We start from the raw sequence: 13799 nt of genomic DNA, 5'->3' as shown, positions 1-13799 counted from the left end.
TTGAGAGTACGTCCAACGGCGGTCCTTAGCCGTGCTTTTCGGCTCAACAGCGGGCGGCGCTCGGCATAGTGGCAACGCCTGACTCACCACAGAGTGCTCCACCCTCTAGTCGCTGGGGCGCAATCTGATGGGTGGGGCCGGCCGCGGCTGTGCCTCAGCCGTGAGGGTGGTCCCTCAAGCAGGCGAGCAGTAGATCCAGCTCCCGAAGCGGGTGGCACCGCGGCCGCGACGGAGCCGCCTCCCCTCCGCGGGTCATGCCACCGATGTCTGCGGTACAGACGGCAGGTTGAGCCGCCCACACGCAGATACAGGTCAGGGCGCTCCGCAGGCTGGCGGCCGTTGTGACGCTCTCAAAAACCGTTCCTGCGACACGGGTGATCCCACCGACTTCCCGCTGCGCCGTGTCGCCCCCGCTCCGACACCAGGCGCAGGAGCTGGTGTTGAGTAAAAACCTTCCCAGGTGCCTCCACGGCCGGAATGATCGGGAGGGCCGAGCCTACTAGAGCTATGGAGTGGAACACGTGAGCGAACGAACGATCTACCTTGACCCTGACTTACGCGACTGGCGCTCCCGCAAGATCCGCCTCCGGCCGGCCCGCTGGTACGCGACAGTCGAGCTCGATCGCGATGGGTACGTCACCGACGCGACCTCGCCGGGACACGCCACCGAGCTCCCCTCCGCCTACACGGATGCTGTCAGCAGGGCGCGTGGCGCCTTCATCGACCGTATCTGGTACGACGGCTACACGAGCGGTTTCTCTTGGGGGGACAGCCCGGGTTGGGTCACCCTGTATGTTCCGTTCCCGCACGTCGAGGCGACCGTCGCAGCGCTGCGTACCGCCGAGCTCGACCACGATTACAGCAACCTCCACGCGCTCGCCGACCGACTGGCGTTGCCCATCGATGACTGGCTTGCTCCCGGTGAGCGGGAGCTGATTCGTGGCGTCGACTTTGACCCACCGCCTCTCAGTTTCCTCCGGTTCCTGCGAGGTAAGGCCAAAGAGCGCGGATTGCGACTCAACGGTCGGGCGACCACGGGGAGTGTGTGGATCCGTCCGACACTGTCGGCCACCCAGAAGCAGATTCGCGAGCGGTTTCCTGACCAGCACCCCGGTTGGGTGGACCGCTGGACTGGGCACGTCGATCCTGATGATGTGCCCATCCGGCCGTGGGTAGGGGGAAGAAACCAGGATCTCAGCTACGGCGCGCAACCTGTCCAGTTCCGCACTGTGAACGTGCCGATCGGCGACGATTGCCCTTGCGGCATGAGCCTGCAGGCGTTTGAGGACGACGGCAAGGTGCACACCTCGCATCATGCGGAGTGGGCGTTCGGTAGCCGGGTACCCAAGAACTTGGAGTGGTCTGGGGACCTGGCGGTCGTGACAACGCAGTCGCCGATCACATGGCGGAAGCTGGCATACCAGGTGGCGCGGATGCCGCAAAAGGAGAACCACTACGACTTCCCCTCGTGGTCCCACCTTGGTGAGCCTGAGATCACCTCGGACAACGTGCGGGCGTACCTATTGAAGTCGAACGGGTGCGTCATCGGTTATTTGAACGCGTACGACACCAAGCAAAACCACCGCTGGGATCTGAACGACGGGTCAGGTTATGGCGATGAGGAGGAAACCCTGCGCCCTTGCATCGGCCTGATCTGGGTCGCGGACGCTTACCGGCGCCAAGGTGTTGGTGCAACGCTCGTTCAGGCCCTTGCCGAGGACTTCGGGTGCCGGATCGCCGACGTGTCGTGGTCAAGCCCAATCAGTGACGCGGGCCAGCGCCTCGCACGCCGACTCTCACCCGAGGGGATCTGGGTCAGCTGAGTCGCAGTAGGTGTTCGTGTCGCCGATGGTGCGTCGGATCTCGGTCGCCGGGCTTGGCTGACGCTGGCCAGGTCCCAGCTTTCCGGGCCGTGCGTGGGCCGTCCGAAGGTGGCCGGCGGTCACCAGGGATAACCGATACCGGCCTCTTAAAGGCTGGTTGTGCAGGGGTTAAGAGCAACCGGCCTTAGTGGGCTGGGTGCCGCATGACTTCCTGCGCAACAAGAAGCAGGAGTGGGAGGAATACCGCTCGGAGGTCACGGCCTTCGAGCTGCGCAAGAACCTGCCCGTGCTGTAGGGGTCAGTCGGTGGTGCGGGGGAAGGAGCCGACTCCGCGGAGGAGTTCGAACAGGGCCGTCGACGTGGTGGCCAGGCCGGTGGCGCCGGCTGCCAGGATTTCGGTCTTCCTGGCAGCCGCCTGCGGGGAGGTGTACACGAACAGGGGTACGTCCTCGCCGCGTGCGCGGAGCTCCCGGGCGAGGGCCAAGCCGTCGTCCTGGGGGCGGTCCAGGTCGGAGAGGACCGCGTCGAACGGCGGTACGGCGGCCGGGACGGCCGCGATCGCCTCGCGGGTCGAGGTGGCTTGCACCACCTCCACGCCCAGGGCCTGCAACTGCGCGGTCTCGTAGGCGTGGTTCGCGGGTTGGTCGTCCACCCAGAGGACTCGGCGCAGGGTCCGGGCGGGGAGTTCCTCCCACTCGGCCGCGCCGGCCTGGGTGGTGGTGCTGATCGAGGCCAGTTTGCTCTGGATCTGGGACGTCGTCCGCACCAGCTGTTCCGAGATCGCCTGCACCGACAGCTCCGCGCCCGCGACCTTGACGGTGAACCCCCGGGTCCGGACGATCTTCTTGATGATCGGGAACAGGCGCCACACCACCACGCCGACGATGAGCGGCCACGCCAGTGCGGTCAGTGCGTTGATCAGATCTGCGGCATCCTTCATGGTGCCCCTGCCGTCGTCGGGTCGGACCACGGCGATGCTGCCACTGGGGCGGGTCTGCCGCGGCCCCGGCGCGCTGGTTGCCGCGGGGCCGCCTCCGTGTGGGTCAGGGGGTGGGGACCGCGCGGTGCCAGGTGGTGCGGTGGGGTTCCGGGGTGGCCGGGGGAGTGGTGGTGACGTGGAGTTCGGCGTCCAGGCCGAGGACCGCCGTCGTCGTGGCGCCCGCCGGTTCCAGGACGCTTGAGGGGGCGCCCACGTAGAGCATCCGGGACTCCGTCCACGCCGGCGGCCCGCCGAGGCCCGTCGCGGCGATGGTGCCGGTGTCCGCGCGGCCCGACAGCAGGCGGCCCGCGACGCTGACCGCGCCGTAGCCCGCCCGGCCGCCGGCCTCCGAGATGCTGGAGAGCTGCGGCTTGCCCGAGCCGGCCGTGACCAGGACGGTGCGTACGACCCCCGAGTCGGGCCGGCGGAAGTAGAGCCGGATGCCCGAGCCCTCCGGGACCGCCGTCAGCGGGACGGTGGTCGCGGGCAGCCCGGTGGGGAAGGGGCCCTGGAGGGGGGCGCCCGGGGCGGGCGCCGTCCAGGCCAGGACCGTCTTGCTGGTGGTGGCGTAGACGTGCCGGCGGCCCGCGGCGTCGACCGCCGTGACCGGGTCGCCTTGCAGGTCGTCGCCGCCCAGACGCTGCCAGGGCGTGAAACCGCCGTCCGGCTGCTGCTCGCGGACGCGCAGGGCGCGGCGGGAGTCCCGGACGTAGACGGCCAGGCGGCCCTGCGGGTCCACGGCCGTCGACGGCGCGCTGATCGAGGAGGTGCCCTCCTCGTCCGCCGCCTCCGGTGTGCCGAGCGACTGCCACGGCCCGAACGGGCCGTTCGGCGCGGCCTGGACGGCGTACACGACCTCGCGCCGGTAGTCGGCCGGCGCGGCGGCGAAGGCCGTACGGGTGGCGAGGACGGCGACGCGCCCGTCGGGGAGGCGGGCGGTGCTCGCGCCCGGGTCGATGCCGGTGCCGGGGAGCAGGGCCGGGCCGGTCCAGCCGCCCGTACGGCCCTGTCGGGTCCAGACGGCCATCTGGCCGTCCAGGGCGGCGAAGGCGTAGAGCCGGCCGGGGGTTCCCTCCACCAGCCAGGAGGTGGTGTCGGCGCGGGCGTAGCGCAGGGACTGGGCCCAGTTGCGGCCGGTGGGGCTGCCCGCGACCTTGCGGTCGCCGCAGCCGGAGGGACTGCCGCAGTAGTCCTGGTGGTCCTGCCAGGCGTAGGTCCTGAGGTAGCCGGTCTTCGTCTCGGCGGTCTGCGGGTCCAGCGCGTGCGGGAGGCTGCCGTTGTGGTAGCCGAGGTAGTTCTGCACCGAGAACCGCGGGCGGTCGGCGACCTGCGCGGCGTACGAGGCGAGGGCGGCCTGCACGAAGCGGGCGCCGTACATGTGGTCCTGGTGGTCGGTGTACTTGCCGGTCTCCGGGTAGCGGCCGGGCGTCGGGTCCTGCATGCGTATCGTCGTCGGCCGGAAGCGGTCCAGGAGCCCGGCTATCGTCCGTATCACCTGGTCCTTGGTGTACGCGTAGTCCTGCCGGACCGGGGTGCCGGAGCTCAGCTGGGCGCCGAGCGCGGGTATCCGGCCGTTCCACAGGCCGCGCAGGCTGTCCGGATTGTCCGCCGTGGGATTACGGGCCTCGCGCAGCTGCACCCAGACCAGGCTGACCTGCGGCCGGGCGATGAGGACGTCCAGCTCGGCCGCCCCGCCGCCCGCGGTGGGTATGACCGTACGCCGCCACGGGCTGGTGCGGTCGTCGGTGGCCATTTGGGCGTAGGCGGACCGGATGCCGTTCTGCCGGGCCTCCGCGTAGTGGGCGCGGTCGGCGGGCTGTTCCGGGTCGCGGGCGTCGGCGCCGTGGGCCTCGTTGCGGCCGTCGGCCTCGCCGGAGGTGAGGTAGACGGTGGTGAGCCGGGTCCCTGCGGTGAGGGAGCGGCTGAGGTCGGGGTTCATGAAGAACAGGTCGTCGTCGGGGTGGGCGACGACCTGGACGACCGATCCCGCGGTGACGCTCGCCGGCAGCGCGGCGGCCGGGTTCTTCTCCTGGGTGGCCTCGGCGGACGTCTGCTCGCCGGTGGCGACGGCGAGCACGCCGGTGGCACCGACGGTGAGCACGGGAAGCAGGGCCGCGAGGACGAAGCGGCGACGGGCAATCGGCATCGGTCACGCCTTGGGGTCGTTCCGGGCGGGAAAAACCGCTGAGCAGTCAGTGAGAGGCCAAATCGGGGGACTTGGTTCACCGATTTCCTCGATGACTCCTGCTTTCCGAAAACGACCGGATGTGATTGTGCCGTGCGTCGGTTTGATACGGGTACGTGCCCGGCATGTGGACGTACGCGGCATCCGGCGAGTCACATGGTGCTCGCATGGGGGGCGTTGGCCTCGTTGCGCCGGGTCAGGGTGCGGTATTGCGCGGCCCCACCGGCTGCCACGGGGCCAGGCGGGCGTTCGCCTCGTCCGCCGAAGAGGTCACGTACAGCCGCGCGTCGAGCCCCAGCACGGCCAGGCTGACCATGGCCTTCCCGGTCATCGTGGAGGACGGCGCCCCGACGAACATGAGCTCCGACCGCGCCCACGGCCGGCTCGGTCCGAGGTCCGAGCCGAGCTGTCCGCCCGCCGTGCGGCCCGCCAGGACGTGCCCGCTCGCCGTCACCGAGCCGAAGCCCTGGAGCCCGCCGAGGTCGGTGAGGTGGTTCACCTTCAGCCCGCCGTCGGCGGTGACCAGCGCGGTACGGACGTTGCCCGAGCCGGGCTTGCGGAACCACAGCCGTACGCCGCCCTCGCGGCCTTCCGCCGTCAGCGGGAGCGTGGTGTCCGGCAGCCCGGTGGCGGTGGCCCGGCCCAGCGGGGCGCCCGGCCGCGGCTGCGCCCAGCCGGTCACCGTCTTGGTCGTGCTCGCGAACACCATCCGCCGCCCGGCGCCGTCCGTGGCGGTGACCGGGGTGCCGTGCAGGTCGGTGCCGCCGTACTGCTCCCACGGGCCCCAGCTGCCGTTCGCTTGCTGCACCCGGCCGCGCAGGGTGGACGCGCCGTCGCGTACGTACACCGCGAGCTGCCCGCCGCCGTCCACGGACACGGCGGGGCCGCTGATGTCGGAGGTCCAGTTCTCGTCGGCGGCCTCGGGCGTGCCCAGGGACTGCCACTCGCCGAACTCCTCGGAGCCCGGGGCCTTCTGGACCGCGTACACGACCTCGCGCCGGTAGTCGGCGGCCCGGGCTCCGAGAGAGGTCCGGGTGCCGAAGGCGGCGATCCGGCCACCGGGCAGGGTGACCGTGGAGATGCCGGGGTCCATGCCGGTGCCGGGGAGCAGGCGCGGTCCGCTCCAGCCCCCGAGGAGGCCGGCCCGGTGCCAGACGGCGACCTGGCCGTCGAGCACTTTGAATGCCCACAGGCCGTACGCCTGGTCGGAGGTCAGCCAGGAGGTGCCGGTGCCGCGGGCGTAGTTGACGGTCGAGGTCCAGTGGTTGCCCTCGGGGTGGTCCGCCACCTTGAGGTCGCCGCAGCCGGCGGTGCTGCCGCAGTGGTTCTGCTTGTCGAGCCAGGCGTAGACGCCCAGGATGTCCAGCTTCTCCTTGGCCTCGGCCGGGTCGAGGGCGCTGGGCAGCGAGCCGTTGAAGTAGCCGAGGTAGTTCTGCACCGCGAAGTGCGGGCGGTCCTTCGCGTCCTTGGCGTAGGCCGCGAGGGCCGCCTGCACGAAGCGGGCGCCGTAGAAGTGGTCCTGGTGGTCGGTGTACCGCTTGGTGTCGGGGAACCGGCCGGGGGTGGGGTCCTGGGAGCGGACGGTGGTCGGCCGGTACTGCTCAAGGAGGCCGACGAGGGTCCGGACGAGCTGCTCCTTGCCGTACGAGAACCGCTGCTTGACCGGGCTGCCGGAGGCGAGCATCGACTCCAGGCGGGGCACCTTGTCGTCCCACAGGCCGTGCAGGCTGTCGGGGGCGTAGTCGTAGACACTGCCGGCCTCGCGCAGCTGCAGCCAGACCAGCTGGACCTGGGACTTGGCGACGAGGACGTCGAGCTCGGCCTGACCGCCGCCCTTGGTCGGGACGACGGTGCGCTTCCAGGCGCTGGTGCGGTCGCCGGTGGCCATCTGGGCGTAGGCGGCGCGGATGCCGTTCTGGCGGGCCTCGGCGTAGGCGGGCTTGTTGGGCGGGGTGGTGGCCTGCTTGGCCTCGACGGCGTTGATGCCGTCGGCTTCGCCGGAGGTGAGGTACACCGTGGTGACGGGGTGGCCGGTGAGCAGGGAATAGCGCAGGTCCGGGTTCATGAAGTACAGGTCGTCGTCGGGGTGGGCGACGATCTGCACGACGCTGCCCGGGTCGGGGGCCTCGACGGGCGCCACGGTGGCCCTCGGGGAGGGGGCGGGCCGGGCGGCGAGCGCGGCCATGGCCTCGTTGCCGCGGAGCAGGAGCATGCCGGCGGCGGTGACGGAGGCGCAGAACCCGACGGCCTTGACGACCCGTCCCCACCGCCGCTGCCGCCCGTCCTCCGACCGGCGCGACCGGGCCGCGGCCTGGCCGCCGCCGCGGGCGGTACGGGCCCGCGCGGGCCCGGCGGCGTCGGTGCGGCCCACCGCCCTGCCCCGGCCGGGCTCGGCCGCGCCCTGGCGCCGGGAGCCGCGTCCGCCGTCGCCGCGCCGGGCGGGCGGCACGGCGGAGCCGGTGGGCGCGGCCGGGCCCACCGGCCCGGGCGGCTGCGCCGTGCCCGGAGCCTCGGCTCCGGGCACGCCGGGGCGGCCCGGGCCGCGTACGTCGTGCTCGGGCCGGCGCGGGGCCGGCACGGTGCGGTGGCCGTCGGCCCCGCCGGGACCGGCAGCACCGGTGTGCGGGGCGGGGGCCTGCGGGCCGCCCGGGGCGTGCTGCCAGGGCGCCTCCGCCGAGCCCGGGGCGGACGCGGCGGCAGACGCCAAGCCCGGAGCGCCGCCGGGCAGGTGTGCGGGGTGTGCGGGGTGCGAGGGCACGGCCGCGCCGTTCCACGGGCCGGCCTGCTGCGGGACGGGGCCGGGTGCCCAGGCGTGTTCGGGCGGCGGCGTGGGGCCGCCCCCGTGCGGGCCGTGCGGTGGGGCGAAGTGCCCGGCGGTCTGCTGAGGGATCCAGCCGTGCGCAGGCGGTACCGCCGGGTCGCCCCAGACGGCGCCGTGCGGCGGGACCGGGCCGTTCGCCGGGTCGCCCCAGGCGGCGCCGTGTTGCAGGGCCGGGTGGCCGGGCGGGGCGGGGTGCCAGGAGGGATCGACCGGCGGCGCGGGCGGCTGCGGCGCGGGGGCCGGGTTCGACGGGTCCCAGGTGGGGCCGGACAGCCAGGGCTGGGATCCGTCGGGCATCTGGTTCCTCGGGGCCGGTCGAGCGGGGGGCGGCCCCGCCGGAGGCCGCGAAAGCCTTCCGTGGTGAACAGGGGAGCGAGCGAACGAGCAGTCAGAGTAAGTGGTCGGATAAGCAGATAATCCGCCTCATGATACGCAGCCCCATGCCCCGGTGAGTCGAACGCCTGCTCCGGCTAGGCTCAGTTCAGGCAGGCCAGGCCAGTGGCGGCGACGTACGCGGGAGGGCGGCGGGATGACAGTCCCGGGACGCAGGAGCAGCACCTTCATCCGGCTGCTGCGCAGCGGCTTCACCGACCCCTCGGCCGCCGCCCGGCTGCTGGACTCCGCCGCGCTCGCCTCCGTACGCACCGATCCCGTGCTGCTCGACGCCCTCGCGGCCACCGCCGACCCCGACCTGGCCCTGCTCGGCCTCGTCCGGCTCGCCGAGGCGCAGAGCGAGGAGGAGCGGCCCGTCCTCCTCGACACCCTCGTCAGCGCCAAACCGCTCCGCGACCGCCTCCTCGGCGTCCTCGGCGCCTCCGAGGCCCTCGCCGACCACCTCGCCCGCCACCCCCGCGACTGGCACGCGCTCGTCACCTACGAGGCCGCCGACCTGCACCCCGGCCTCGCCGAGTTCGAGCTCGGGCTGGCCCAGGCCCACGACCCCATCGCCCTGCGCGTGGCCTACCGCCGCTGCCTGCTCTCGATCGCCGCCCGCGACGTCTGCGGCACCATCGACCTCGCCGAGACCGCTGCCGAGCTCGCCGACCTCGCCACCGCCACGCTCCGGGCGGCCCTGCGCATCGCCCGCGCCGCCGCCCCCCAGGACGCCGCACAGTGCCGGCTCGCCGTCATCGCGATGGGCAAGTGCGGCGGCAACGAGCTGAACTACGTCTCCGACGTGGACGTGATCTTCGTCGGTGAAGCCGTCAACGGCGCCGACGAGGCCAAGGCGATCCAGGCCGCCACCCGCCTCGCCTCCCACCTCATGCGGATCTGCTCCGAGACCACCGTCGAGGGGACCATCTGGCCCGTCGACGCGAACCTGCGCCCCGAGGGCCGCAACGGCCCCCTGGTCCGCACCCTCTCCTCCCACCTCGCCTACTACCAGCGCTGGGCGAAGACCTGGGAGTTCCAGGCCCTGCTCAAGGCCCGCGCCGTGGCGGGCGACCCCGACCTCGGTGCCCAGTACATCGACGCCATAACGCCGCTCGTCTGGCAGGCCGCCGAGCGCGAGAACTTCGTCACCGACGTCCAGAAGATGCGCCGCCGCGTCGTCGACAACATCCCCGCCTCCCAGGTCGACCGCGAACTGAAACTCGGTCCCGGCGGTCTGCGCGACGTCGAGTTCGCCGTCCAGCTGCTCCAGCTCGTCCACGGCCGCAGCGACGCCGGCCTGCACTCCGGCACCACCCTCGACGCCCTCCAGGCCCTCGCCGCCGGCGGCTACGTGGGCCGCGCGGACGCCGCCCAGCTCGGCGACGCCTACCGCTTCCTGCGCGCCATGGAGCACCGCATCCAGCTCTACCGGCTGCGCCGCACCCACCTCGTCCCCGAGGACGAGGCCGACCTGCGCCGCCTCGGCCGCTCCCTCGGCCTGCGCACCGAACCCGTCGCCGAGCTCACCAAGGCCTGGCGCCGGCACGCCTCCGTGGTCCGCCGCCTCCACGAGAAGCTCTTCTACCGGCCGCTGCTCGACGCCGTCGCCCAGCTCGCCCCCGGCGAGGCCCGGCTCTCGCCGCGCGCCGCCGGACAGCGCCTCGAAGCCCTCGGCTACGCGGACCCGGCCTCGGCCCTGCGCCACCTGGAGGCCCTCGCCTCCGGAGTCACCCGCAAGGCCGCCATCCAGCGCACCCTGCTCCCGGTCCTCCTCGGCTGGTTCGCCGACTCCGCCGACCCCGACGCCGGCCTGCTGAACTTCCGCAAGGTCTCCGACGCCCTCGGCAAGACCCCCTGGTACCTGCGGCTGCTGCGCGACGAGGGCGCCGCCGCCGAGAACCTGGCCCGCGTCCTGTCCGCCGGCCGCCTCGCCCCGGACCTGCTGATGCGCGCCCCCGAGGCCGTCGCCCTGCTCGGCGACCCCGAAGGGCTCCAGCCCCGCACCCTGGAGGCCCTGGAGCAGGAGGTGCTCGCCGCCGTCGGCCGCGCCGACAGCGCCGAAGCGGGCGTCGCAGCCGCCCGCGGAGTACGCCGCCGCGAGCTGTTCCGTACCGCCGCGGCCGACATCATCGGCTCCTACGGTACGGAGGACAGCCCGGCCGAGGAGGATCCCGGCGCCCTCGTCGACCGGGTCGGCAGCGCCGTCTCCGACCTCACCGCGGCCACCATCGCCGGAGCCCTGCGCGCCGCCGTACGCGACCACTGGGGCGAGACCCTGCCCACCCGCTTCGCCATCATCGGCGTCGGCCGCTTCGGCGGGCACGAACTCGGCTACGGCTCCGACGCCGACGTCCTGTTCGTCCACGAACCCCGCGAGGGCGTCGACGAGCAGGAAGCCGCCAAGGCCGCCCAGACCGTCATCGCCGAGATGCGCCGCCTGCTCCAACTCCCCACCGCGGACCCGCCGCTGCTCATCGACGCCGACCTGCGCCCCGAAGGCCGCTCCGGCCCCCTCGTGCGCACCCTGTCCTCGTACGCCGCGTACTACCGGCGCTGGGCCCTGACCTGGGAGAGCCAGGCCCTGCTGCGCGCCGAGCCGGTCGCCGGCGACATCGACCTCGGCCGCCGCTTCATCGACCTGATCGACCCGCTGCGCTACCCGGAGGAAGGCCTCGGCGACGACGCGGTCCGCGAAATCCGCCGGCTCAAGGCCCGCATGGAATCGGAACGCCTGCCCCGCGGCGCCGACCCCACCCTGCACACCAAACTCGGCCGCGGCGGCCTCAGCGACGTCGAGTGGACCGTCCAGCTGATCCAGATGCGGCACGCCTGGTCGCAGCCCTCCCTGCGCACCACCCGTACCCGCGAGGCCCTCGCCGCCGCCCAGGCCGCCGGACTGATCCCGACGGAGGAGGCACAGATCCTGGACGAGGCCTGGGTGCTGGCCACCCGCGTCCGCAACGCCGTCATGCTGGTGCGCGGCCGCGCCGGCGACACCTTCCCCTCGGAAGCCCGCGAGCTGTCCGCCGTCGGCCGCTACCTCGGCTACGCGGAGGGCACGGGCGGTGAAATGCTGGACGACTACCGCCGCACCACCCGCCGCGCCCGCGCCGTGGTCGACGACCTCTTCTACGGAGCCTAGGCCCGGCCGACCCGGCCGAGAGCGGCAGCCGAGGCGGCACACCGCCTGCCGCACTTCGGCGCGTACGACGCCGTCTCCGGCGCCCAGCTCGGCTACGCGCGCGTCGTCACCGACCGGGCCACCTTCGCCTGGCTCTGCGGCGTGTACGTCGATCCCGGCTCGCGGGGCAAGGGGCTCGGCGGCGCCCTCGTCGACGCGGTCTGCGCCCACCTGGCCCCGTACGGGCTGCGCCGGGTGCTGCTGGCCACCGCCGACGCGCACGCCGTCTACGCCCGGGAGGGGTTCGAGCCGCCGGCGACGCCGGGGAAGTGGATGGCCCTGGGGGAGCAGTAGTCGCTAGCCGCGCGTGCGGAAGCGGTTCAGCAGGGCCGCCGTCGCCGGGTGGTGGTCCGTGCTGAGGGGGTGGCGGGGCAGGCGGTGGGGGAGGTGGCCGTACCAGGCCCGCGAGACCCCGTAGCCGAAGGCCAGGCACAGCATGCCGCCCGCAGCGTCCAGCCAGAAGTGGTTCGCCGTGGCCACGATGACGACCAGCGTGGCCGTCGGGTACAGCAGGCCCAGGATCCGGGCCCAGGGCGCCGACGCCACGGCGAAGACGGTCACGCCGCACCAGAGCGACCACCCTATGTGCATGGACGGCATGGCGGCGTACTGGTTCGACATGTGCTTGAGGTTGCCGGAGGCCATCGAGCCCCAGGTGTGGTGGACCAGCACGGTGTCCACGAAGCGGCCGCCGTTCATCAGCCGGGGCGGCGCCAGCGGGAAGAAGTAGTAGCCGAGCAGCGCCACGCCCGTGGTGGCGAACAGGACGAGGCGGGCGGCGGCGTACCGCCCCGGATGGAACCGGTAGATCCAGGCGAGCACGCCGAGCGTCACCACGAAGTGGAGCGTGGCGTAGTAGTAGTTCATGCCGACGATCAGCCAGGTCACAGAGTTGACGGCGTGGTTGACCGACTGTTCCACGGCGATGCCGAGGGTGCGCTCGACGCTCCAGATCCAGTCGGCGTTCCCGAGGGCGGCCGCCTTCTGTTCCGGCACCGCGTTGCGGATCAGCGAGTACGTCCAGTAGCTGACCGCGATGAGCAGGATCTCGAACCAGATCCGGGGCCTGCGCGGGGCCCGCAGGCGGGACACGAGGGTGCGCTCGGCGCCCGGCTCGGGGGTCTCTGTCCCGATCACGGCGGGTGACGAGACATCCGTCCGGGTTTCCAGTGCCTTCACGCTCGCTTCACCCATGGGGAGAGAGTCTGCCAGATGGCTTCCTGCCTCCGATCATCCCTCGGGACGGTCTTGAGCGCAGCCGCTCACCCCTGGGGACGAGACGTTCCCCTACGTCCCCCTACGCTCCCCCACGCCCCTTGTGGTCCGGGGTGCTACGCCGCCCGGCGCGCTATGCCGCCCGCCGCGCCGTCCCCCACGCCCCCGCTACGCGCCCCGGCGCTGTCGCGGCCCGGAAGCGGTGGACCCGCGGACCACCAGCTCCGGCAGGAAGACGAACTCGCTGTGCGGGGCGGGCGTACCGCCGATCTCCTCCAGGAGCGTGCGCACCGCCGCCTGTCCCATGGCCTGCACCGGCTGCCGGATGGTCGTCAGCGGCGGATCGGTGAACGCTATGAGAGGGGAGTCGTCGAAGCCGACGACCGAGACGTCCTGCGGCACCCGCAGCCCCTGCTGCCGGGCTGCCCGGATCGCCCCGAGCGCCATCATGTCGCTCGCGCACACGATGGCGGTGCAGCCCCGGGAGATGAGCGCGGCCGCGGCGGCCTGCCCGCCCTCCAGGGAGTAGAGGGAGTGCTGGATGAGCTCCTCCACCTCGCCCTCGTCGACTCCGAGCCGCTCCTTCATCCCGAGCCGGAAGCCCTCGATCTTGCGCAGCACGGGCACGAACCGCTTCGGCCCGACGGCGAGGCCGATCCGGCTGTGCCCGAGCGCCGTCAGATGGGTCACCGCGAGCTGCATCGCGGCCCGGTCGTCGGGGGAGACGAAGGGCGCCTGCACCTTGTCGGAGAACCCGTTGATGAGGACGTACGGGACGCCCTGCGCGCGCAGTTGCTCGTAGCGGCCCATGTCGGCCGTCGTGTCGGCGTGCAGGCCGGAGACGAAGATGATGCCGGAGACGCCGCGGTCGACGAGCATCTCGGTCAGCTCGTCCTCGGTGGACCCGCCGGGCGTCTGCGTGGCCAGCACCGGCGTGTACCCCTGCCGGGTCAGGGCCTGCCCGATGACCTGGGCGAGTGCCGGGAAGATCGGATTGTCCAGCTCGGGCGTTATCAGGCCGACGAGGCCCGCGCTGCGCTGGCGGAGTTTCACGGGCCGCTCGTAGCCGAGCACGTCGAGCGCGGCCAGCACGGATTCGCGGGTGCCCGCGGCCACACCGGGCTTGCCGTTGAGCACGCGGCTGACTGTGGCTTCGCTGACCCCCGCCTGGGCTGCGATGTCGGCTAGCCGTGCGGTCACGGGATTGGACTGTACCGGTC

General features: G+C 72.8%; 7 protein-coding genes and 2 pseudogenes. 4 read left to right on the top strand and 5 right to left on the bottom strand.

Going from position 1 to position 13799, the window contains the following annotated elements:
* Nucleotides 1-521 precede the first annotated feature (521 nt).
* Entirely contained in the window at nucleotides 522-1823 is a 1302-nt protein-coding gene (locus AC0666_RS14455; RefSeq protein ID WP_478707661.1) for a GNAT family N-acetyltransferase, read from the top strand.
* Nucleotides 1824-2031: 208 nt separating this feature from the next.
* A pseudogene (locus AC0666_RS14450) lies at nucleotides 2032-2118 on the top strand (glutamine synthetase); the annotation flags it as partial.
* 3 nt (nucleotides 2119-2121) lie between these two features.
* On the opposite strand, the gene AC0666_RS14445 reads toward AC0666_RS14450, so the two are convergent.
* The 3 genes from AC0666_RS14445 to AC0666_RS14435 form a co-directional block, all read right to left on the bottom strand.
* Nucleotides 2122-2763, bottom strand: coding sequence for a response regulator (locus tag AC0666_RS14445; protein ID WP_478707660.1), 642 nt, complete (start codon nucleotides 2761-2763; stop codon nucleotides 2122-2124).
* 103 nt (nucleotides 2764-2866) lie between these two features.
* A complete protein-coding gene (locus AC0666_RS14440; RefSeq protein ID WP_478707659.1) occupies nucleotides 2867-4948 on the bottom strand; it encodes a PIG-L family deacetylase in 2082 nt (693 codons plus the stop codon).
* A 235-nt stretch (nucleotides 4949-5183) separates the two neighbouring features.
* A complete protein-coding gene (locus AC0666_RS14435) occupies nucleotides 5184-8105 on the bottom strand; it encodes a PIG-L family deacetylase (protein WP_478707658.1) in 2922 nt (973 codons plus the stop codon).
* A 232-nt stretch (nucleotides 8106-8337) separates the two neighbouring features.
* Here AC0666_RS14435 and AC0666_RS14430 point away from each other — a divergent pair, with 232 nt between their 5' ends.
* Both AC0666_RS14430 and AC0666_RS14425 read left to right on the top strand, forming a co-directional pair.
* Nucleotides 8338-11325 (top strand): bifunctional [glutamine synthetase] adenylyltransferase/[glutamine synthetase]-adenylyl-L-tyrosine phosphorylase, encoded by a 2988-nt coding sequence (locus AC0666_RS14430; protein ID WP_468967349.1) that lies wholly within the window; start codon nucleotides 8338-8340, stop codon nucleotides 11323-11325.
* 51 nt (nucleotides 11326-11376) lie between these two features.
* Nucleotides 11377-11658: pseudogene (locus tag AC0666_RS14425) on the top strand (GNAT family N-acetyltransferase); the annotation flags it as partial.
* Between the two features lie 3 nt (nucleotides 11659-11661).
* Here AC0666_RS14425 and AC0666_RS14420 read toward each other — a convergent pair.
* Both AC0666_RS14420 and AC0666_RS14415 read right to left on the bottom strand, forming a co-directional pair.
* Nucleotides 11662-12558, bottom strand: a complete 897-nt coding sequence (locus AC0666_RS14420; RefSeq protein WP_468967346.1) for a phosphatase PAP2 family protein — start codon at nucleotides 12556-12558, stop codon at nucleotides 11662-11664.
* Nucleotides 12559-12747: 189 nt separating this feature from the next.
* The gene (locus tag AC0666_RS14415; RefSeq protein ID WP_478707657.1) at nucleotides 12748-13779 is read right to left on the bottom strand and encodes a LacI family DNA-binding transcriptional regulator; all 1032 of its coding nucleotides are present in this window, start codon (nucleotides 13777-13779) and stop codon (nucleotides 12748-12750) included.
* Between the last annotated feature and the right edge of the window lie 20 nt (nucleotides 13780-13799).

The organism is Streptomyces sp. NPDC043680, assembly GCF_056436685.1.
Note: the sequence above shows the minus strand (reverse complement) of the source record. Positions and strands in the feature narration are given on the sequence as shown.